Origin of the sequence: Arthrobacter sp. NtRootA1 (assembly GCF_019976975.1) — a bacterium.
GTDB lineage: Bacteria > Actinomycetota > Actinomycetes > Actinomycetales > Micrococcaceae > Arthrobacter > Arthrobacter aromaticivorans.
Window position 1 is genome coordinate 2,511,824 of record NZ_AP024630.1, and the last position, 21,208, is coordinate 2,533,031.

General features: G+C 61.4%; 17 protein-coding genes. 10 read left to right on the top strand and 7 right to left on the bottom strand.

The annotated features are described in order from the left end of the window. The first annotated feature begins 122 nt into the window (after positions 1-122). From ppsA to LDN90_RS11240, 3 genes are read left to right on the top strand one after another with little or no spacing between them, the layout of a single operon-like run. A complete protein-coding gene (gene ppsA, locus LDN90_RS11230) occupies positions 123-2,546 on the top strand; it encodes a phosphoenolpyruvate synthase (protein ID WP_223949119.1) in 2,424 nt (807 codons plus the stop codon). Next, on the top strand, positions 2,543-5,716 hold the full coding sequence (locus tag LDN90_RS11235; protein ID WP_223949120.1) for an HAD-IA family hydrolase: 3,174 nt from the start codon (positions 2,543-2,545) through the stop codon (positions 5,714-5,716). Before ppsA ends, LDN90_RS11235 begins: the two co-directional genes overlap by 4 nt. Further along, positions 5,713-6,738, top strand: coding sequence for an ATP-dependent 6-phosphofructokinase (locus tag LDN90_RS11240; RefSeq protein WP_223949121.1), 1,026 nt, complete (start codon positions 5,713-5,715; stop codon positions 6,736-6,738). Before LDN90_RS11235 ends, LDN90_RS11240 begins: the two co-directional genes overlap by 4 nt. A gap of 74 nt (positions 6,739-6,812) precedes the next feature. On the opposite strand, the gene LDN90_RS11245 is transcribed toward LDN90_RS11240, so the two are convergent. From LDN90_RS11245 to LDN90_RS11255, 3 genes are all read right to left on the bottom strand, one after another. Continuing rightward, complete coding sequence (locus LDN90_RS11245; protein WP_216923619.1) at positions 6,813-7,235, bottom strand: Hsp20/alpha crystallin family protein; 423 nt, start codon at positions 7,233-7,235, stop codon at positions 6,813-6,815. Positions 7,236-7,390: 155 nt separating this feature from the next. Beyond that, positions 7,391-8,392: a zinc-dependent alcohol dehydrogenase family protein gene (locus LDN90_RS11250; protein ID WP_223949122.1), complete on the bottom strand. Its 1,002-nt coding sequence runs from the start codon at positions 8,390-8,392 to the stop codon at positions 7,391-7,393. Between the two features lie 69 nt (positions 8,393-8,461). Further along, positions 8,462-10,867: an HAD-IC family P-type ATPase gene (locus LDN90_RS11255; protein ID WP_223949123.1), complete on the bottom strand. Its 2,406-nt coding sequence runs from the start codon at positions 10,865-10,867 to the stop codon at positions 8,462-8,464. Positions 10,868-11,102: 235 nt separating this feature from the next. On the opposite strand from LDN90_RS11255, the gene LDN90_RS11260 reads away from it, so the two are divergent. The 5 genes from LDN90_RS11260 to LDN90_RS11280 all read left to right on the top strand — a co-directional run bounded on the left by LDN90_RS11260 (position 11,103) and on the right by LDN90_RS11280 (position 14,956). Next, positions 11,103-12,434, top strand: a complete 1,332-nt coding sequence (locus LDN90_RS11260) for a GAF domain-containing protein (RefSeq protein ID WP_346347007.1) — start codon at positions 11,103-11,105, stop codon at positions 12,432-12,434. An 86-nt stretch (positions 12,435-12,520) separates the two neighbouring features. Further along, on the top strand, positions 12,521-12,991 hold the full coding sequence (locus LDN90_RS11265) for a universal stress protein (protein ID WP_223949124.1): 471 nt from the start codon (positions 12,521-12,523) through the stop codon (positions 12,989-12,991). Further along, positions 12,991-13,521 carry a flavodoxin domain-containing protein gene (locus LDN90_RS11270; RefSeq protein WP_216923623.1) on the top strand — a complete coding sequence of 177 codons (531 nt, stop codon included), beginning with the start codon at positions 12,991-12,993 and terminating at the stop codon, positions 13,519-13,521. The genes LDN90_RS11265 and LDN90_RS11270 overlap by 1 nt, the downstream gene beginning before the upstream one ends. A 108-nt stretch (positions 13,522-13,629) precedes the next feature. Next, a complete protein-coding gene (locus LDN90_RS11275) occupies positions 13,630-14,073 on the top strand; it encodes a pyridoxamine 5'-phosphate oxidase family protein (protein ID WP_223949125.1) in 444 nt (147 codons plus the stop codon). 40 nt (positions 14,074-14,113) lie between these two features. After that, positions 14,114-14,956, top strand: a complete 843-nt coding sequence (locus LDN90_RS11280; RefSeq protein WP_223949126.1) for a universal stress protein — start codon at positions 14,114-14,116, stop codon at positions 14,954-14,956. A 66-nt stretch (positions 14,957-15,022) separates the two neighbouring features. Here the strand turns inward: LDN90_RS11280 and LDN90_RS11285 are convergent, their stop codons facing one another. The 3 genes from LDN90_RS11285 to LDN90_RS11295 all read right to left on the bottom strand — a co-directional run bounded on the left by LDN90_RS11285 (position 15,023) and on the right by LDN90_RS11295 (position 17,866). Further along, entirely contained in the window at positions 15,023-15,886 is an 864-nt protein-coding gene (locus LDN90_RS11285; RefSeq protein ID WP_216923626.1) for a universal stress protein, read from the bottom strand. Positions 15,887-16,021: 135 nt separating this feature from the next. Next, positions 16,022-17,407 carry an MBL fold metallo-hydrolase gene (locus tag LDN90_RS11290; RefSeq protein ID WP_223949127.1) on the bottom strand — a complete coding sequence of 462 codons (1,386 nt, stop codon included), beginning with the start codon at positions 17,405-17,407 and terminating at the stop codon, positions 16,022-16,024. 96 nt (positions 17,408-17,503) lie between these two features. Next, on the bottom strand, positions 17,504-17,866 hold the full coding sequence (locus LDN90_RS11295) for an SPW repeat protein (RefSeq protein WP_216923628.1): 363 nt from the start codon (positions 17,864-17,866) through the stop codon (positions 17,504-17,506). Positions 17,867-18,095: 229 nt separating this feature from the next. On the opposite strand from LDN90_RS11295, the gene LDN90_RS11300 reads away from it, so the two are divergent. Continuing rightward, the gene (locus tag LDN90_RS11300) at positions 18,096-18,785 is read left to right on the top strand and encodes a response regulator transcription factor (protein WP_216923629.1); all 690 of its coding nucleotides are present in this window, start codon (positions 18,096-18,098) and stop codon (positions 18,783-18,785) included. Positions 18,786-18,806: 21 nt separating this feature from the next. Here LDN90_RS11300 and LDN90_RS11305 read toward each other — a convergent pair whose 3' ends face one another. Continuing rightward, on the bottom strand, positions 18,807-20,516 hold the full coding sequence (locus tag LDN90_RS11305) for a GAF domain-containing sensor histidine kinase (RefSeq protein WP_216923630.1): 1,710 nt from the start codon (positions 20,514-20,516) through the stop codon (positions 18,807-18,809). A 152-nt stretch (positions 20,517-20,668) separates the two neighbouring features. Here LDN90_RS11305 and LDN90_RS11310 point away from each other — a divergent pair, with 152 nt between their 5' ends. Beyond that, on the top strand, positions 20,669-21,139 hold the full coding sequence (locus LDN90_RS11310) for a pyridoxamine 5'-phosphate oxidase family protein (RefSeq protein WP_223949128.1): 471 nt from the start codon (positions 20,669-20,671) through the stop codon (positions 21,137-21,139). The last annotated feature ends 69 nt before the right edge of the window (positions 21,140-21,208 follow it).

The window sequence follows — 21,208 nt, forward strand, 5'->3', positions numbered from 1 at the left end:
GCCTCCTGCTCTCTTTTCCAGCATGGGCGGCTGCCAGCATGCGAAACAGGGCCAAAAGTCACAACGGGCCCGGGGGACCAAAGACCCTCCCCATCCTGCGCCCGTGCGTCCAGAATCAAGGCATGTATTCAGCACATGAGGCTTCGTTGAACAGCGCCCACATCATGTGGTTTGAAGATTCAGGCATCCAGGACATCCCCTTCGTGGGCGGTAAGAATGCCTCACTGGGTGAGTTGACGAGGTCTCTTCGGTCCGCGGGAGTGAAGGTACCTGATGGATTTGCCACCACTGCTGACGCCTACCGCCATTTCCTTTCCGCGAACGGCCTGGAATCGGTGATCAGTGATTCGTTGGACCGTTACCGTTCCGGAGGCTCATCCTTGCGGCAGGCCGGGAGCATCATCAGGGAAGCATTCCTATCGGCCGAATTCCCGCCGGACGTCGCCCGCAGCGTTCAGCAGAGTTACGGCATGCTGTGCGAACGCGCAGGCCAGGAACAGCTTGCGGTGGCTGTTCGGAGCAGTGCGACGGCAGAGGATTTGCCGGACGCGAGCTTTGCCGGCCAGCAGGAAACATATCTCAACGTTTCCGGCGAGCGTGGCGTCCTGGAGGCCTGCAGGCAGTGCTACGCATCCCTGTTCACTGACCGGGCCATCAGCTACAGGGAGATCAAGGGCTTTGGGCACTTGGACGTGGCGCTGTCAGTAGGCGTACAGCGAATGGTCCGCTCCGACGTCGGGGCCTCCGGTGTCATGTTCTCTATTGACACTGAGTCCGGTTTTCCGCGGAGCGTCGTCATCAGCGCGGCCTGGGGTCTGGGGGAGACGGTTGTTCAAGGAACCATCAACCCTGACAAGTATCAGGTCTTCAAGCCGCTCCTGGGCGATCCGTCGCTGGTACCGGTGATCCAACGCGATATTGGAGCCAAGGAACGGAAGATGGTCTACGGGCAGGGTGGTAGTGCCCGGACCCGGCTCGTAGCCACGAGCGAGCAGGAACAGCGCTCGTTGGTCCTGACGGATTCGGAGATACTCCAGCTGGCACGGTGGGGCGCTGCTGTGGAAGAGCACTACGGCCGTCCCATGGATATGGAGTGGGCAAAGGACGGCGTCACGGGAGAGCTGTTCATGGTCCAGGCGCGTCCGGAAACTGTCCAAGCCCAACGGTCTGCCTCCAGTTTCCGCATGCACCACCTTCGGCGCCCTGGGAGGCTCCTGGCAACCGGTGCGGCGGTGGGCGAGTCGATCACCCAGGGCCCCGTCTGTGTCATCCGGGATGCGGGGGATATCGAATCGTTCGTGGATGGCTCCATTCTGGTTACGCAGATGACGGACCCCGATTGGGTCCCCGTCATGAAGCGTGCTGCGGGCATTGTCACGGATCATGGTGGCCCCACCAGCCACGCTGCCATCGTCAGCAGGGAACTCGGGGTCCCGGCAATTGTTGGAACAGGAAACGCCACGGGAGTCCTCAAGCCCGGCTCAGAAGTGACGGTCTCATGCGCTGAAGGTGAGCAAGGCAGGGTTTATGAGGGCTTGCTGGAGTTCGACGTCGAAGAAGTGGACTTGGGAACGCTTCCGGCCACCCGGACTGACGTGATGATCAATGTTGCCAGCCCTTCTGCCGCGTTTCGCTGGTGGCGGCTGCCGGTAGCTGGGGTGGGCTTGGCCAGGATGGAATTCATCATCAACAATCTGATCCGCGTTCATCCCATGGCCTTGGTGCACCCGGAGCGGATCACTGATGCGGATACAGCCGCGTCGATCCGTGAGCTGACCGCCAATTACGAAAGTCCCGAGGAGTATTTCGTTTCGGTCCTGGCCACAGGAATTGCGAAGATCGCGGCTCCGTTCCATCCCAAGCCCGTGGTTGTACGGCTCAGCGATTTCAAGAGCAATGAATACGCGCACCTGATGGGAGGCCAATACTTCGAGCGCCCCGAAGAAAACCCCATGCTGGGCTTCCGGGGCGCCTCCAGGTATTACAGCAATGAGTATAAGGAGGGTTTCGAGCTGGAGTGCAGGGCCTTGAAGCGCGTCCGGGACGTTATTGGCTTCACCAACATCATTGTCATGGTCCCGTTTTGCCGAACGATTCACGAGGCGGAGACGGTCATGGATGTCATGGCGGACAACGGTCTGGTGCGAGGCAGCAATGGGCTCAGGATCTACATGATGTGCGAGGTGCCTTCGAACGTCGTGCTGGCAGAACAATTCGCGCAGATGTTCGATGGCTTTTCAGTGGGATCCAACGACCTCACCCAATTGGTTCTGGGCGTCGATCGGGATTCGGAAATGTTGGCCGGGCTTTTCGATGAACGGGATCCCGCCGTGACCACAATGATTTCCCAAGTCATCAAGGCAGCACATCGTGCGGGAATCAAGATCGGATTGTGCGGTCAAGGGCCAAGCAACCACCCCGATTTCGCCGGGTTCCTGGTCCACGAGGGTATCGACTCGATCTCATTGAACCCGGACACCTTCCTCCGCACCTTGCCGATGATCGCAGCGGCCGAACAGCGGCCGGCCGAGGACAGCGTCACATGAAGGGATCACCCACCGCTGCAGCGGCCAGGCCCCCTTATGATGCCGTCATTCTTGACTTGGACGGGGTGGTGACCACCACTGCGACTGTTCATCAAGCGGCTTGGAAGGACGCCTATGAGGCGATCATTCGTGATCCCCGCTTTCCGCCGGACGCCGACCGCCGCGCCTTTAAACCGGGCGACTACTTCGGATTGCTGGACGGAAAGCCCCGCGAACAAGGTTTGATGGATCTCATGGCGTCCCGGGGTGTTCGAATACCGGCGGGACTACCAAGCGACCCCACAGGGGAGTGGACCGCTTTCGGTTTGGGGGCGTTGAAAAACAAGGCCTACTTGGCGCGTCTACGGACTGACGGTGTCAAAACCTACCCCGGAACAGTCCAGTTCCTGGCGGGTTTGAAGGCATCGGGGGTGCCAACGGCTGTGGTGACCTCAAGTCGCAATGCCACTGCCGTCCTGGCTGCGGCCGGCATGGAAGATACCTTCGCCGTAGTCCTTGACGGGACGACAGCCACCGCGATGGGCCTTCCCGGCAAGCCTTCGCCCGAGGTCTTCCTTGAAGCCGCCCACCGATTGAACGTCCCGCCAACGCGTGCAGTGGTCATAGAAGACTCTGTTGCGGGGGTGGAGTCCGCCCATCGGGGCGGGTTCGGGCTGGTGGTGGGGATTGATCGCAGGGGAATCCGGAACCAACTCGAAGCCGCTGGCGCGAGCGTAGTGCTCAACGACGTCAGTGAACTTGACCTTGGGCTGGTCATGGGTGAGCCGTGGCAGCTGATCTTCGAGGGCACCGATCCGGACCACGAGGGGCATCGCGAGGCACTGACAACACTCGGGAACGGCTACATGGGCGTCCGCGGCGCCGTGATGGAATCCAACCGGACCACGCGGTATGCCGGGATGTATCTTGCCGGGGTGTTCAATCGTGTCCCGTCCGGAGTCGGTCAGGAGACCGTCTTCGAGGAACACATGGTGAACGGGCCCGATTGCCTCCCGATGGATTTGCGGCTGGAAGGCGGTTCCTGGTGGTCTCGTGACGGGCTGCGGGTGATCCATGAGCGACGAACACTTCAGATGGACAAGGCAGTCCTCGCGCGGCGTCTCGTCCTGGAGTCACCCGACGGACGGCGCCTGGAAGTCAGCGAGGCGCGACTCGTCTCCATGGCCGATCCCCACCTGATGGCCCTCAAGACCCGCATAACGCCACTGGGTTGGAGTGGATTGATTGGAATCCGGGTGGGTGTCGATGTGGGCGTACGCAACGCAAACCTTCCCGAACCACCCTTGACGGGCCGGAAACACTTGACTGACCGGACAACCTTTGACGGAGCGGGCGCCGATCAAGCGAACACCCTGATGGTGGAAGCGGAAACCAGCCAAAGCCAGATTCGGATCGGCGTGGGTCTTCGCGCTGATGTCGGCGGCATCGAGGGGATTCCGGGGAGCAAGGGGGCTTTCCACTTCCGGACTTTCGAAAGCCATTGTTCCGACGGTGCAGCAGTGACGGTGACGAGGATCGTGGCCGTAGTGACTTCCCGGGATAGGCCTATTTCCTCGGCTGGCACGGCGGCCGCCGCGTGCCTTGTAAGGGCCGGCACTGATTTCGACAAGCTCCTGCGGGCCCATGAGGCGGCGTGGCAGCGGACGATCCGCCCGTTCAAGGTGGAATTGGATGCTCCGGCACAGGTAAAGCTGGTCCTGAATCTCCACCTGTTCCACTTGCTGCAAACGCTGACGCGGCATACAAGCGAACTTGATGTTGGCGTGCCTGCACGGGGGTTGCATGGTGAAGGGTACCGGGGCCACGTCTTCTGGGACGAGCTGTTCGTCCTTCCCGTTCTCACGTCGAGGACACCTGACGTGGCGCGGGCCTTGTTGGACTACCGTTGGCGACGGCTCCCCGCGGCCCGGCAGGCTGCGGCCGGCGGCGGTCTACCCGGTGCCAGGTTTCCGTGGCAAAGCGGGAGCGACGGTACTGAAGAAACTCCGCGGTGGCTGTACAACGCGAGGTCGGGACGTATGGTGCCGGACCACTCGCACTTGCAAAGGCATGTGGGGCTTGCTGTGGCCTTTAACGCGTGGCAGTACTTTGAGGCCACCAACGACTTGGCGTGGCTTTCGAGGAAAGGGGCGGACCTTGTGGTGGAAGTTGCCCGCTATTTTGCCGCTGTCGCCGAGTACGACTCCGCGGACCACCGCTACCACATCCGTGGGGTAGTGGGACCGGACGAGTACCACACGCGGTTGCCTGGAAACAGGAATCCCGGCCTCGATGACAACGCGTACACCAACGTGATGGCTGCGTGGGTCTGTGCCTGTGCAGCAGGGATTCCCGATACCTTCTCGGGTCATGAGTTGGCCGACCTCCTTGAACGCCTTTGCGTCACGGAACACGAAGTTGCCCGGTGGAGCCGCCTGTCCCGTGCCATGTTTGTGCCCTTCACCAAGGATGGAATCATCAGCCAATTCGCCGGCTATGACCGGCTGGAGGAACTGGACTGGGACAAGTACCGCCAACGGTACGACAACATTGAGCGGTTGGACCTCATCCTCGAAGCAGAGGGAGACGATGTCAACAGATACAAGCTGGCCAAACAGGCCGACGTTCTCATGCTGCCTTACCTCATGGGACGCCAAGGTCTCATTTCGTTTCTAGGCAGGCTGGGTTACGCCCTGCAGCCGCAACAGTTGGATCGAACGATTGAGTACTACTTGGCGAGAACGGCGCACGGTTCGACTTTGAGCAGGGTCGCGCACGCCTCTGTACTGGCCGCCTTGGACCCGGAACGTGCATGGGAGAGTTTCAGGGAAGCCCTAGACGCTGACCTTGATGACACCCAGCACGGCACCACTAAAGCGGGTATACATCTGGGAGCGATGGCTGGCACCATAGACGTGGTCCAGAGAAGCTTCGCTGGCCTGCGGCTGGACCGGATGGGGTTGTCGTTCACGCCGAACATGCCCCACGGCCTTCGATCGGTCTCCTTCCACGTGACCTACAGGGGACACTTCATGGACATCCAACTGAAAGATGGACGCATCAGAATATTCTCTGCCCCGGGCGCCGCACCACCGGTAAGGGTCACGGTCCACGGCCAAACCGTGATGTTGGCGTGTGGAGACACCCGAAGCTTCCGAATGCAGTCAACACGCCGGAGCAATAGCCAATGAACCGATTGGGCATCCTGACAAGCGGTGGCGACTGCCCGGGCTCGAACGCTGTCATCAGAGGGGCGGTGCTGGGAGGAGCCCTGACCCATGGGGTCGAATTCGTTGGATTCCGCGACGGCTGGCGAGGCGTGCTGGAGGACGACGTCATCCCGTTGCCGCGGCGGGCTGTTCGCGGAATCTCACGACTCGGCGGAACAATCCTGGGCACGTCACGGACAAATCCGTTGAAGGCGGACAGCCCCGCGCCTGTATCCGACTCGTTGCAGCGCAATGGATTGGAGGGATTGATTGCGATAGGGGGAGAGGGCACCCTGGCTGCGGCCAGGATTCTGTCGGATGCAGGGATCAACGTCATCGGGGTGCCGAAAACCATTGACAATGACTTGGGCGCTACCGACTTCACATTTGGTTTCGATACCGCAGTCCAGACGGCCACTGAAGCGATCGACAGGCTGCGCACCACGGGTGAGTCGCATCATCGGTGCATGATTGCTGAGGTGATGGGACGCAACGCCGGGTGGATCGCGCTGCATGCGGGCATGGCCGCAGGTGCACACGCCATACTCATTCCCGAGCATCGAGTGACTATGAACCAGATTGCCGCATGGGTCAATTCGGCGCATGCGCGCGGCCGGGCGCCCTTGGTTGTTGTCGCCGAGGCGTTTGTGCCTGCCGGCCGGGACGCACCGTACTCGCCGCGTGGACTGGACACATTCGGCCGCCCCCGCCTCGGTGGCATCGCGTTGCTGTTGGAACAGCAACTGCAGGACCTTACGGGAATCGAGACCCGCGCAACCGTTCTTGGCCACATTCAACGTGGCGGCGAGCCGACTGCTTTTGACCGGGTCCTGGCAACCCGTCTGGGAATGGCAGCCGTCCGGGCAGCCGCGGCCGGAGAATGGGGGACTATGGTGTCCCTGCGCGGAACGGACATTACTACCGTGGGCCTGGAAGCCGCCTTGGGGACCACCAAATCAGTGCCGGTTTCACGGTATTTGGAAGCCGAGGAACTCTTCGGCTAGGCCCCGGCGGCCGCACCCGGCCGGAAGCAAAGTTCCCGACAAATCGATTGGCCCGGTGAGGCCGGGCCAAACGACTACTCCCTGGTGATGGGGATTCTTGAATGGGAGGCTACCGACGCCGGCTCCGGGATGGGAGCCCTTACTTCCAGGACCCCGTCTTTATACGACGCCTTAACATCACTTTCCTGCACCCCGTCAGGTAGCGGGACGCGCCGGAAGAAGGATCCGTAGCGGAACTCTGAGCGATAACTGTCTTTGTCCTTCTGCTCTTTCTTCTCCTGCCTTTCGGCCTTGATCGTCAATGCGCCATCGGAGACGGTGATTTCAGCGTCCTTTTCGGGATCGATTCCGGGGAGCTCGGCCCGGACAACCAAGGTGTTGCCCTCAATCACTTCTTCAACCCTTATCGCACCCGTGCCGGTGTCTGCATCGAAGAGCCTCTCGATTAGCTCAATGGGCGAACGACGCGAGTCAAACCATTTCATCAAGTCCGTCATGTCTTCCTCCTGGTCCGATCAACTCTGGTGTAATCAACGCCGGGACTGGTTCCCCGGGCACTTATAGCCTCGGTCACCAAGGGACGGCCATCCAGAGTCGAAAGTCCTTCGAAGCCAGCGAACCGGTCCTGGCCACCTGCCGGGGCCTCTAATGGTCAGTGGACGCGGAGCACGGCAGCTCCGGTGATCCGGTCGTTGGCCAGGTCGTCCAGGGCCTGGTCTGCCCGCGCGAAGTCGTACGTGGTTGTGGTCGGTGTCAATGCCATGTCCGCTGCGATGGCCAGCAGTTCTACGCCGTCCGCGCGCGTATTGGCTGTTACGCTCCGGACCTGGCGTTCGTAGAACAGGTCGTCGGCATACCGGAGTGATGGAATGTCCGTGAGGTGTATGCCGGCAATGGCCAGGGTTCCGCCGCGGTCCAGCGACCTCAATGCGTAGGGCACCAGATTTCCCGCCGGTGCGAAAAGAATGGCGGAGTCGAGTTTTACCGGAGGAACGTCTGCGGCGCCCCCAACGTACTCCGCACCAAGGGAACGGGCAAGCGCCTGGGCTTCGGCTGAACGTGTCATGACGAAGACCGAGGCGCCCTGATGCATCGCAATCTGGGCGGTGAGGTGAGCAGAGCCCCCGAAACCGTAGATGCCCAGGCGCCCACCTGGCGGTAGGGAAGATCGTTTCAGCGCGCGGTAGCCGATAATTCCCGAGCAGAGAAGGGGAGCGGCCTGTTCGTCCGTGAAGCGGGCGGGGACGGCATAGACAAAATCCTCCTGGGCTGTTAGCAGCTCCGCGAATCCACCGTCGCGGTCCCATCCCGTGAAGGTTGGTGCCAGGCAAAGGTTTTCCTTGCCCCGTCGGCAGAAGGTACAGGTTCCGCAGGTGCCACCGAGCCATGCCACGCCTACGCGGTCGCCCGGCGCGAACCTGCTTTCATTCGAGCCGGTTTCGAGCACAGTCCCAACGGCCTCGTGGCCCGGAACCACGTTGGCGCCGCGCGGCGGCAAATCACCTTCAGCCAAGTGCAGGTCGGTCCGGCATACACCGCACACACTCACACGGATCAATATCTCCCCGGCTTTGGGCCGGGGATCTGTCCGATTTCCTTGCACCAAGGGCCGGGTCGATATTGGTCCGGGATTACCTACCCACCATGCACGCATTACTACGTCCTTCCATGATTCACTGCCACGAGGCTTGCAGGTTGGATGGGCCCAAACCAGAGCCAAAGGTCACGGGACACCACTCTTGGGGCCGGGCGGGATCCTCCTGCGGAGTCGTCCTGCGATCTCGACGGCGGCGCTGGACGCCACCGCAACTACCAACGTCACCGGTAAGAGATCGCCCGGGGGCCAGTCGAGCCGGAAGAAGTCACTGAGCAGCGGGAAACTGAACACACTGATGGTGCCGATATACATCGACACAAGGACAGCCGTTTTCCTGGCGTCGAGCGGACGCGCGATGACTGCCAGGATCCACGAACCAATGAGTGTCAAAGCCATGGTCGATGCGGAGCGGGCCTGGTCGATGCTGAAGTTGCCTGTGGCTTCGACGTAGTAATTGAGCGCGGTTACCCCTGCTGCGGTGGCCAGCCCCGCAGGTACAGCGAAGGACAGCGAGCGGCGCAGGAATCCGCGGGTATAGCCACGCGAATTGGGAAGCAAGGCCAGGAAGAACGCGGGCAGCCCGATGGTCAGTCCATCGACGGCGGACAGTTGGCGTGGAAGGAATGGAAAGGGCAGCAGGAGCGTCCCGCAGAACACGGAAATAGCAACCGCATAGGCCGTTTTGCTGAGAAACAACATGGAAACCCGCTCCATGTTGTTGATTACCCTGCGCCCTTCAGCCACCACTGCAGGAAGCCGGCTGAATTTGCCGTCGAGCAGGACGATGCGCGCCACAGCCTTGGTGGCCGGCGCTGCAGAGTCCATCGCAATGCCAAGGTCTGCGACTTTGAGCGCCAAGGTGTCATTGACACCGTCTCCCGTCATCGCAATTGTGTGGCCCCGGCGCTGCAAGGCGAGCACCAGCTCCCTCTTTTGCTTCGGGGAGACGCGTCCGAACACCGAATGTTCTTCGATGAGCCTTTCCAACACTGCGCGATCTTCCGGCAAGGTGCTGGCGTCGATTGCACCCGTGTCTTCCAGGCCCAGCTTGCCGGCCAGCAGACCAACTGTGCGCGGATTATCGCCGGAAAGAATCTTTATGGCCACTCCCTCTTCACGGAAGTAGGCCAGCGTGCGCGGTGCATCCTGCCTCATACTTTCACGGAATGTCAGGAGCAGCACCGGTTCGCAATCGGGGGGCAAGCGGATCTGGGACCCATCAGTGTCCAAAATGGAGCGGCTTAACGCCATGGTTCGGAAACCGGACGAAATCAGCCGTTCAGCCCGTTGCCGTGCGGAACTGCAGCCAGGATGGCCTCCCGCCAGGACAACTTCCGGGGCCCCAAGTACCCACGTGCAGGAGCCGCCCTGGGATTTTTCGAGTGTCACCGAACTCCACTTCCGCGCTGAGTCGAACGGCACTGAAGCCAAGGCGTACGGCTCCCGTTTCAGGGGGAAAGCCTCCCCGACGGACCGTGAGGTGGCGTTGGCCGGCTGATTGGCACCAAACCATTCCAATGCCTCGCTCCAGCCATCCATAGCGTCGTCCCGGAGGTGGTGGACGGCGTCGAAGGCCATTTGTCCGTCCGTGAGCGTTCCTGTCTTGTCCAAGCACAGGACGTCCACGCGGGCGAGTACTTCAACAGCTGCCAGTTCCTGGATGAGGACTTTCTGCCGGGCCAGGCGAACGGCACCAACTGCGAAGGCGACGGAGGTCAATAGCACCAAGCCGAGGGGAATCATGGCTATGGTACTTGCTACTGTGGATACAGCGCTCTGCCGCCAATCCCCGGAAGCCAATGCTGCCTCCCAGCCGTCCTGCTGGACAAACTGCGAATTCAATACCAGCAGCGTCACCGGCAGGACGATCCAGGCCACGACACCAAGCACCTTGTCGATTCCCCTGCGTATTTCGGAGGTCACAAGGGAAAAGCGTTTGGCATCAGCTGTCAGGCGGTTGGCAAATGTTTCCCTGCCGACCCTGATGAGCCTGGCAGAACCGGACCCGGCAAAAACCAAGGAGCCAGACAACAGCAGGTCCCCGCTGCGCTTGGGGACAGGTGCGGATTCGCCGGTGAGCAACGACTCGTCCACCTCCAGGGAACCGTCCCCGATGACAACTGCGTCAGCTGGCAGTTGATCGCCGGCGCCAAGCAACAGCAGGTCATCCATCACCAGTCCGGTTGCGGGAATTTCCTGGTTATGTCCGTCCCGGACCACTCTGGCCGTGGCTGCGTGGATGATGGTCAGGCGATCGAGTGATCGTTTGGCGCGGTATTCCTGAATCACGCCAATGAGGGCGTTTCCGATGGCCGCCAACCCGAAAAGGGCGTCTTGCCACTGTCCGAGGAAGAGCAGAAGCATAAACCCGGACAGCACTATGCCGTTGAAAAGCGTAAGGACGTTGGCGCGGACGATAGCCGCCAAGCTTCGGCTGGTTGGGTCGGGCATGACGTTGACCATGCCGTCACGGACCCGCTGCGAGACTTCCTCGGCCGTAAGACCCGCAGGCCGACCGTACGAATTGGTCACTGGCTGCAACCCTCGCTGCAATCGTTTGCACCCCTCGTACGGTGCATGCTACCTCCACGCTGTTCACGCTCAGATAAAAGGGTTCCGGATATGGGGACGTTGGTCTAGGGCCAAAGGTCATGGCCCGGCAAGTGCTCCCTTCAGACGTTCCGGGACATATGTCCGTATCCCGTGATTTCCCCTAGACTCAACCAAGAGACACCCGTGGACCGACGCAAGGGAGTCCGGTATCCCAATGGACGAGGACCACTACTGGAGCGCCCCGGTGAAAGGGCGTGTGGACACACTGCTCCGCGAATTCGTGGAGCGGGCAGATGAGTTGCTCCACGCCCAAGAACAAATGAACGGGCTGCTCGCAGCAGTCGTTTCAATCGCTGAGGACCTCAGCCTGGAAGCCGTTCTCGATCGCGTGGTCAAATCGGCCTGTGTGCTGGTGGACGCCAAGTACGGAGCGCTGGGCGTGATCGGCGAGGACCAGCGTCTGAGCCACTTCATCACGGTGGGCATCGACGAGGACGGCATAAGCTCCATTGGCGACCTTCCGACCGGACATGGGGTGCTGGGGCACTTGATCCGGGAGCCGGAACCCCTGCGGCTCCACGACCTGCGCGATCATCCGATGGCTGCTGGTTTCCCGGAGAACCACCCGCCCATGAAGACTTTTCTTGGCGTTCCCATCAGGGTCCGGGACATCGTTTTTGGCAATTTGTACCTCACCGAAAAGAGCAATGGCCAGGACTTCACCGCAGCGGATCAGGAACTTGCCATCGCTTTGGCAGCGGCTGCCGGTGTTGCCATCCAGAATGCCCGCCTTTTCGAAGAGAGCCGTCGCCGGCAGCGGTGGCTGGAAGCCGGAATGGAGTTGGGCGGCCGCCTGATCGCCAGCCAGACGGACAGTGGCTCGGCCAATCTTGACCGTGTTGCCGAAACTGCCTTGCGGGCCTCCGACTCTATCCTTGGCGTCGTAGCCGTACCGACTCCAACTGGAATACTGCGCTGCCGTTCGGCTGTAGGGGTGCAGGGGTTGTACTCGGGCCAAGAGCTTCCAGCCAATGACGTCGTGGCGTCGGTGCTGGAAACGGGAGAATCCCAGCTCGTGAACGACGCCGCGGTGGTGTTCGGGGCCGGGGTGTCGGAAAAGCTCGGCACGGTGCTGGTTTCCGCCCTGGGACACCGCGGGACTGGGAACGGAGTCCTCCTGCTGGCCCGTCCAGTGGGCGGCGCCCTCTACACCCGCTCAGATATTGAATCAAGCGCCTTGTTTGGCAGCCGGGTGGGTCTCGCATTGGACCTGGCGCGAGTCAGCGCCCTCCGGGAACAGGCGCTGCTGCTGACGGACAGGGAACGAATCGCGCGTGACCTGCACGACCTCGTCATCCAACGCCTCTTTGCCGCAGGGCTGGGAATTCAGAACCTTCGGCGATTCATGGAGGACCCTTCAGCCTTGGAGCGGATGAAGGACGTATCGTCGGAACTGGACGACACCATTCGGACGCTCCGGCAAACCATTGCGGGACTCCGCTCGGACACATCCAACGACTCGGGAAAATCCAACGACGTCCTGTGAGCACGTCGTGACCTAAGACTCTGGTTGGCGCCGGGCTTTCACGAGAATGTGGCAGTACAAATGCTTTGTTCGGTGGGAGGACGGCTATGAACAACTCAGATTCAGCGGGCACTATCATCGTTGGAGTCGATGGGTCGGAGGCATCAATCGCGGCACTCCGGGAAGCCCAACGTTTGGCTGCGCCCTTGGGCGCTGAGGTGGTTGCTACGGCTTTCTGGGAGTATCCCCGCGTCTATGAGGGCTACCTTGCCATGGGAATCACCGGCTTCGAGGAAGCCGCAGGGGAGGTCCTCAAGCAATCAGTGGAAAAAGCATTTGGTCCTGCCATCCCGGAAAACGTCGTGTCCCACCTCGTCCGCAATCATCCCCGGCAAGGCCTCATCGAAGCCAGCCGTGAGGCGGATTTGATCGTCGTTGGCCGGCGCGGACATGGCGGGTTCGGCGGACTGTTGGTTGGATCTGTCAGCTCAGCGTGCGTCGCACACGCCCACTGCCCGGTACTCGTTGTGCATGAGCCGGAGAAGGGTTCGACGGCGGACAGCGGCAGGAGCCAGTAATGGATGTTCTTATTGTGTACGAAACCGTGTACGGGAATACCCGCCGCGTAGCGGAGGCAATTGCAGCGGGGTTCAGTGACAGGGGCGAAGCCCGGACTGTCTCTGTTGCCGAACTCACGGGGGAAGAACCGGGTGCTTGCGATTTGCTGATCGTCGGAGGGCCGACGCATGTGCACGGCATGAGTCGATCGTCAACGAGACGGTCCGCCATCAACGTGGCGGCTGCAAGTGGTTCCGATGTGCCGGATGCCAATCTGACCGTTGGCGTGCGGGAGTGGCTGTCGCAGCTCCGTCCGGCTTTCCAGGGCCAAAAGGCGGCATCATTCGATACCCGCAACCACGGACCTGCATTCCTCACCGGAAGGGCATCCAAAGGCATCGCAACCGGACTACGCAAAGCCGGTTTCACGCTGATTGCTGAGCCCCAGAGCTTCGAGGTAGACGCCACGCCATCCGTCGGCCCGGACCAGCTTGAACGCGCGACCCGTTGGGGAGGAATCCTGGCCGAAGTTCTTGACAGTGCAACTTGACACCGAAAGCGTAGGCGGGGCCTTTTGGCCCTAGGTCCACATGCCCCGGACTTCCTAGGCTCGCAGTAGGCGACGGGTGAACGCACCCGCCCAATGGAGGAGATAAAGATGACGTTGCCAAGCATGGAACCCAGCCGGATCGACGGAGCACGGCATGTCAGCGAAGATCTAAGCAAAGAGCAGTGCTGGGAATTGCTACGATCCCATACAACCGGCAGGGTTGGATTCGTGCACCACGGGAGGGTGATGATCCTGCCCGTCAACCACGTGATCCACGAGAACAACATCTACTTCCGCACAGCTGCGGAAGGGCTCATCGGTGAGCCATTTGCACGGATGCAGATATCGTTCCAGGTTGACGACTTCCGGGCGGACAGGAGCGAAGGCTGGTCGGTGCTGGCCAGTGGCCCGTCCTCCCATGTCGTTGAGCATGAGTTGTTGACCCAGCTCTGGGGCAAGGCTATGCACGAGCCTTGGGCTGGCGGCGGACGTGACCTCTTCGTCCGGATCCAGGCCGTCGAGCTGACGGGCCGCCACGTCTACCTGGCCTGAGAACACCCGTGGGCAGGGGTGGCGGAGTGAGGATGCAACCATGAACGACACAGAGCTGATCGTCGTTGGTTACGACGGCTCACACGAAGCAGACAGGGCAGTGCACTGGGCTGCCCGGCTGGCCGACAGGAGAAACTGCCCGCTGCAATTGGTGCACTGCTCGCTCTGGCCCGTCATAACGCACAACATGGACCCTGTGCCTGGAATCGCCGAAAGCGGCTTGCGCCACGCGGCCGAGTCGATCGTTTCCGATGGCGTGGCCCGCGCTCGCGAGGTATCTACCAATCTCGAGGTCACAACCAGCCTGGTATACGGGTGGCCGGCTGAGAATCTTCGCAGACTCGCTTCACGGGCTTCTCTTCTTGTTGTGGGTACCCGGGGCATGGGGGGATTCCTGGGCCTGCTGGTGGGATCGGTAAGCCTCGAGCTGGCTGCCACTGCTGTATGTCCCGTGGCCGTTATCGGTCCCGTGGAGCGTCCAGGTGGGCCGGTCGTCGTCGGAATTGACGGGGAAGGCTGGGAGGCCACGCTAAGGTACGCGGCGTCCTACGCGTCCCAGTCCAACGCCAGCCTTAGGGCGGTGCACGTTCGCAGGAAGCACGACGGTCACGACCCGGCTGGCGGACCCGGTGCCCGGGAAATGCTTGACTCGGCGGTCCGGTCGGTACGCAACGCTTTCCCGGGCCTGGACGTGGCGGACGTCCTGCTGACCGGAACATCCGTAGCGGGAACCCTCCTGAGCGCAACAAGTGATGCCGAGGTTGTCATTGTTGGGAGTGCAGGTCACGGCCTCGTCAGGGGCAGCATTGGTTCAACTGCACACGCGGTGCTGCACCACGCCGGCTGCCCGGTGATAGTCGTCAGGCACGCTGAACCGTCATAGCGTCCGGGGCCCCGGAACCAATGGATGGAACCGGGGCCCGCACAACTCCCTGAGTGCTTCCCAAAGCTACTCCGAGTGCTTCACTGCATGGACCCGGCTAATGATCACCGGGCATGGCAGTTGGCCAAGCACTGAGTGTGCTGTGGATCCCAACAGAAGGCGCTTGAAACCCCCACGCCCTTTACTGCCGACAACCAGTAAGCGGGCAGTTGCGGCAGCGGCGAGCAGTGCCTCGGCCGGCCGCATGTGGGTCTCCAGAACCTGATGCACCTTGAGGTCAGGGTACTTGTCTGCCAGCCCAGCTACCGTTTCGGCCAACACCACGCGTTCTTCCTCCGCGACGATTTCGGAGAAGTTTCCTGGGGGCATGCCGCGGCTAACCACGGGCTCGGGCAGGTGGAAGGCGTGAAGCACGGTGAGTTCCTGCCCTTCCCTGTCGGCTTCGGCTGCAGCAAACGCAACGGCCTGGGTGGACTCTTCCGAGCCGTCCGTGCCGACCAGGACGCCGTGCCGGTTCGCCATGTCGTGCTCTCCGATGACGGCCACAGGGCACTGTGCCACGGCGGCAACCTGCAGTGCACGGTCAGTCAGTGACCCTCCAACCCAGCTGTGCCCGGATCCGATAACCACCATCGAGGCCTTCTTTGACTTCTTGCGCAGCGCGTATCCGGCCCCTCCTGAGACCAGATCGGTGGTTACCTCTACAGTTGGTTCAAGTTTGCTGGCCCGGTCCTTGGCCGTAGCAAGGAATTTGTCGCCCGACTCCCTGATCCATTCGTTATATCCAATGGCGTCATATGCCCAACGATCATCCACGGCGTGAACAAGCTGCACTGGTAGCTTCAGGGCGGCCGCCCTCTGCATCGCCCAACGTGTTGCGGCATCGCTGCTGGGCGAATCACTGACACCAACGACAATTGCTTCCTTCATGACGGGTCCCATTCTTCTTGGATGGTTCCCCGGAGGGTTGAGCCCGGGGCTTTGTGAGTCCAGTTTCCGTCTTCCCTTTCCTAAGAGTTAGGGTCGGAAGTCCCACGAAGTTTCGGATGGATGCAAACTGCGCCATTAGTCCGGAGCCTGAAGTGAGACGGTCTCCAGGTACTCCGGAACCCTCGCATTCCAGCCCAATTCGCGTTTGATCCGGAGACGTAACGCATCTGAAGCGTCTGGTTCACCATGGGTGACATACGTCATCCGTGGCGCCCGCGGAGCCGAACGCATCCAACGGATGATCGCGTCGGCGTCGGCGTGTGCACTGAAGCCCTCAAGTTGGACAACTTCTGCTCGTATCGGAACATCCTGTCCATAAATCCGGAGTTCGCGGGCACCGCCCGCCAGTGCCGCACCGCGGGTTCCGGCGGCCTGGTAGCCGCTCAGCACTAGGGCATTCTTCGGATCGGACCCGTACGCCTGTATATGGTGCAGGATCCTCCCGCCGGTCAACATTCCGCTGGCTGAAATGATGATCATCGGACCGCCACGCAGGTTGAGGAGCTTCGAGTCATCCGCGCTCCTGGTCATGGTGGCAAGCGCGTACATGCCCTTGAACTCCTCGGGACGTAAGCGATGCTCCTCCGGGTGCTGCTGGTACATGTAGGAGGCATCGATGGCCATGGGACTGTTGAGGTAGACCGGTATGTCCGGAATACTTCCTTTTCGGCGCAGACGCGCCAACTGCAGCATCAAAGTTTCGGCACGGCCCACTGCAAACGCCGCGATAAGGATTACACCGCCGCGCTTGGTAACCCGGTTGACGACTTCTTCGAGTTCATTTTCAGAACTGCCCAAGGGGTGTGCCCGGTTGCCGTACGTGGACTCAGTTACCAGGACGTCAGTTTCCTCAAGATCACGGGGCGGGTACATGAAGGGATCATCCGCCCGACCCAAGTCTCCTGTGAAGTGGACGGTGTGGCCGCCCAATTGGAGAAGGATTTGGGCCGCCCCCAGGATGTGGCCTGCCGGGACGAATGTTGCGTCTATGGCGGGGGCGACTTCGATGGTCGCGTTGAAATCCACGGGTCTGAAGCTGTTCAGTGATTTGACGGCGTCCGCGGCGGTGTAGAGCGGAAGGGCGGGCACGTGGACCGAAGAGCCGGTATGGCCTGCGTAGCGGGCTTCCTCTTCCTGCAGATGCCCGCTGTCGGGCAACAAGAGTTTGCATAGCTGGCTGGTTCCATGTGTCGCGTAGACGGGCCCGCGAAAACCGTCGCGCACCAGGGCAGGGACGTAACCGGTATGGTCCAAGTGGGCATGCGTCAGAAGTACGGCGTCGATGGAGGAGGGTGCAACCGGGAAGGGTCTCCGATTGCGTTCCCGCAGCCGTTTGTAGCCTTGAAAGAGTCCGCAGTCCACGAGTATCCGTGAGCCTTGGAACCCAAGGAGGTAACGCGAACCCGTTACCGTATCCGTTGCGCCGAGAAATCGGAGCTTGGGGGAGTGTTTGTCATGCATGGGAACCTATCCACTTTGGCCGGCGGACTATGTTGGGGGGATTCCGGGGAAGCATCTGGCGCCGAGCGGTGCTCCGGCGCCAGATATCTGCCCTCCCTAGGACGACGGCATGACGTGGTGATGCCGGTATTCCTCTGTACTGGGCTTTATTGCCAGCGCGGTAACCACCAAGGCAACGGCGCCGGCAATCCATGCGGTCCAAGCCGCGCCCGTGGCTGACGTGAAACCGGCTACCCACGGCGCCAGCAACAGGGCCACAGCAATGACAGCCTGAGCCCACTCCGCGGCGGGCATCCCCGGCGCGGCAAGGTTAACAACCCCGCCGATGGCAAGGAGTATGCCCAGCGTGACCATTACCGCCGTCGAAGAACCCATTTGCGTGGTCCATAGCACTGAGAGGGCCGCATAGGCGCCGGCTGCGACAACCGTCCAGTCCTGCCATCGCGTCCATTTCTTCATGGTGATCTTGCTCCTTCATTATGTGGAAACACCGCCTGCTTCTGCAGGGCAGCTTTCGGTCTCCCGTACTCCCAGAGTCCGCCCAAAGCCCTGTGGCAGAACAGTGCCGAAAGTCATAATGCTTTGGCAGGGTCCTTGGGCCCTTGTGACCGGCTGAGGAGGTCGGCAACAATTTGGAGGAGTTGAAAGATCGGCATGTGCCGTGCGCCCTGCGCCTGAGAGGAAACCCATGAATCGCGAACAGGAACCCGGCCAGGGCACGCAGTCGCGGCCCCTCCGTGTGTTCATCCTCGACGACCACGAATTGGTGCGAAGGGGTCTGCAGGAGCTGCTGGAAAGCGAAGGTTTCGAAGTGGTTGGGATGTCAGGGTCCGCGGAGGAAGCGACACGCCGGATACCAGCGCTGCACCCGGACGTCTCGGTTCTGGATGGACGGCTTCCGGACGGGACAGGGATCGAAGTTTGCCGCGACGTCCGTTCCGTTGACCCCCGCTTGAACTGTCTTATTCTTACAAGCTACGACGACGAGCAGGCGCTACGGGGTGCAGTACTGGCAGGGGCGGCTGGCTACATTCTCAAGGAGATCGGCGGTACGGATCTTCTGGGTGCCCTACGACGGGCAGCCCGCGGCGAGTCATTGTTCGATGAGGCAGTCAAGACGCGCATTATCAAGGGACTCACGGAGCCAAAGAGGCTGGATCCGCGGGTAGCGTCCCTGACACCGCAGGAGCGGCGTGTCCTGGAGTACGTGGGCCAAGGCATGACCAACCGCCAAATTGGCGAGGAGATGCTGCTCGCAGAGAAGACTGTCAAAAACTATGTTTCGTCCTTGCTGGCGAAACTTGGTTTCGAGCGCAGGACCCAGGCTGCGGTTTTCATGGCTCACGCGCCCGAGGAGGATGCAGGTAGCGTTCGTTAGGGGGGGCACGGGGCGACCATCTCAGCCCAACGGAACGGTCCATGTGAGCAAAGTACCTTTACCGGGAGTACTGGTGATGGTGCATGAACCATTCAGTTCAGCGGCCCGGCGGACCATATTCCCCAGTCCATGGCCGGAACCAGGCTCCTTGAACCCGCGGCCATCATCCGCCAGTTCCATGATCAGCGCGTTGTCTTCCACGGCCACTGAGACGGTAATTCTTTCTGCCCCGGAATGGCGCACGGCGTTGCTCAGGCTTTCTGTAATGACTGCCAGCAGGTTCTCGACGACAACCTCGTCTTCCAGGGCGTCGACCGCACCTGTCAGTGTCAGATGGGGCGCATGCGACAGCGCTTTTGCGCCGGATTGTATGGTGCGAAGGATCCGGCTGCTCAGGAGTTCACTTTCACGGGTGTTGGCCCGCAAGGAGTAGATGGTGTTCCGAAGATCGCGGATGGTGGTGTCGAGCTCGTCCGTTATGGCATCAATGCGCCCGGCAGCTGACCCTGTTGAGGTGTAGCGCCGTAGGCTTTGGATGCTCAGTCCCGCGGCGAACAACCGTTGGATGACCAGATCATGAAGGTCCCGGGCGATCCTGTCCCGGTCCGTGAACACCACCAGTTGCTCACGCGAGCGGTGGATACGGTCAAGGGCCAAAGCCAGCGCAACATGGGAGCCGTAGACGGAAGCCATTTCAACATCGGTCGCCGAAAAGGCGCCGGTGCCGGCCGGACGGCCAAGTACCAGAAACCCTTGGTGACTGTCCTGGGCGTTGAGGTCCACCATGAGCAATTTACCCGGCGGGCCCTCACCAGTGCCGTCCACGAGGCGCCAGGGATCCTCGAGAGTGGACGCAGCTCCATCGAAGATGCCGGCGCGGTTATCGATGGACCCCATCGCGAGCACACGGCCCCTAAGCGTCTCACCGTGCGCGCCGGCGGAGCCTTCCACGGTGTAGTCGCCATCCTGCTCGGGCGAAGGTATCAGGACCAATGCCAGCCGGGCCTCGGATTCCAGCAAGGCCCTTCCCGCAATGAGGTCCAGGGAGGTGCGTTCTGGCTGGCCGTCCTCAAGCATCCTTCCGGTAACGTCCATACAGGCTTCAAGCCACGAAGTCCGGCGTCGGGCGTCCTCGTAAAGGCGGGCATTCTCAATGGCCACTCCGGCTGCGGCTGCCAAAGCAACCGCAAGATCCTCATCTTCCGGCGTGAAGTCCTCACCCCCGTGCTTTTCCGTCAAATAGAGGTTCCCGAAGACCGTGTCCCGGACGCGGACCGGGACACCGAGGAAGGACTTCATAGGGGGATGATGCCGGGGGAAACCATACGCTTTGGGATGCTGCCTCAGATCATGGAGCCGCAGCGGTGCGGGCTCTGTGATCAGAAGACCCAGGACTCCGTGCCCTGTGGGAAGCGGCCCGATCCGGGTGGCCAAGTCATCGTCAATGCCGACCGTGATGAAGTGACTGAGCGCGTTGTCCTCTCCTATGACACCCAAGGCGCCATACCGCGCCCGCAGAAGATCGCAGGCGGATCTGACAACCCGCTCCAGCACCGATTCCAGGCTCAGGTCTTCGGCCACGCCCACCACAGCTTCCAGGAGCCCCCGAGTTCGCTCCTGTGCTTGGAGAAGTTCTCCAGCGCGGGCCATGAAGTCTTTTAGGAGGTCTTCCAACTGGGCTGCAGGAGGGCTTGTGGGCTCGTTGCGTGGTAAGTCCGGAGAGCCGTTCATTGTCACCTTTCGACCAGGACCGGCAACACCTGAAGGCGTCGCAGCCGTCTACGGTGCCAGCCTACTCCGGGTCAATTCAGCCATCCACCAGTGGGCTGGGTCAGGGGCTTTGTGCCCTGTCCCAATGCTGTGCGCCGGTCTAGTGTCGTCGCATGACGAACAAACCAGCAATCCCCGAGCCAGAGAACCTGGATATCAAACAATGCTGGGAACTCCTCCGCAGTGTGTCGGTGGGGCGCCTGGCCGTCTGGGCGGACGACCACCCCGATATCTTCCCCATTAACTACAAGGTTGACCACGGAACCTTGGTCTTCCGCACAGGCGAGGGCACAAAGCTCCATGCGTCCCTTGGGGGAACGCCTGTGGCCCTTGAAGCGGATGGTGTGGACGCCAGTTCCGGCATTGCCTGGAGCGTGGTGGTCAAGGGGACAACAGAGAGCATCAAGCTGACTCAGGATGTGCTGGACACCGTGGGCCTATTGCTCTTCCCTTGGCAGGCTGGACGCAAGGACCATTTTGTCCGTATCGTCCCAACTTCCATGACCGGGCGGCGCTTCAAAGTGACGCCGCCCCTGACGTGGTGGAGCCCCTTGGACGATGCAACCCTCGCAGGTTTGGAATAGTTTCGGGTACCGCAGCGTCCGGTACCCCTATGGCCCGGGACCAACGGCCCTAACGACGGCGACCTGCCG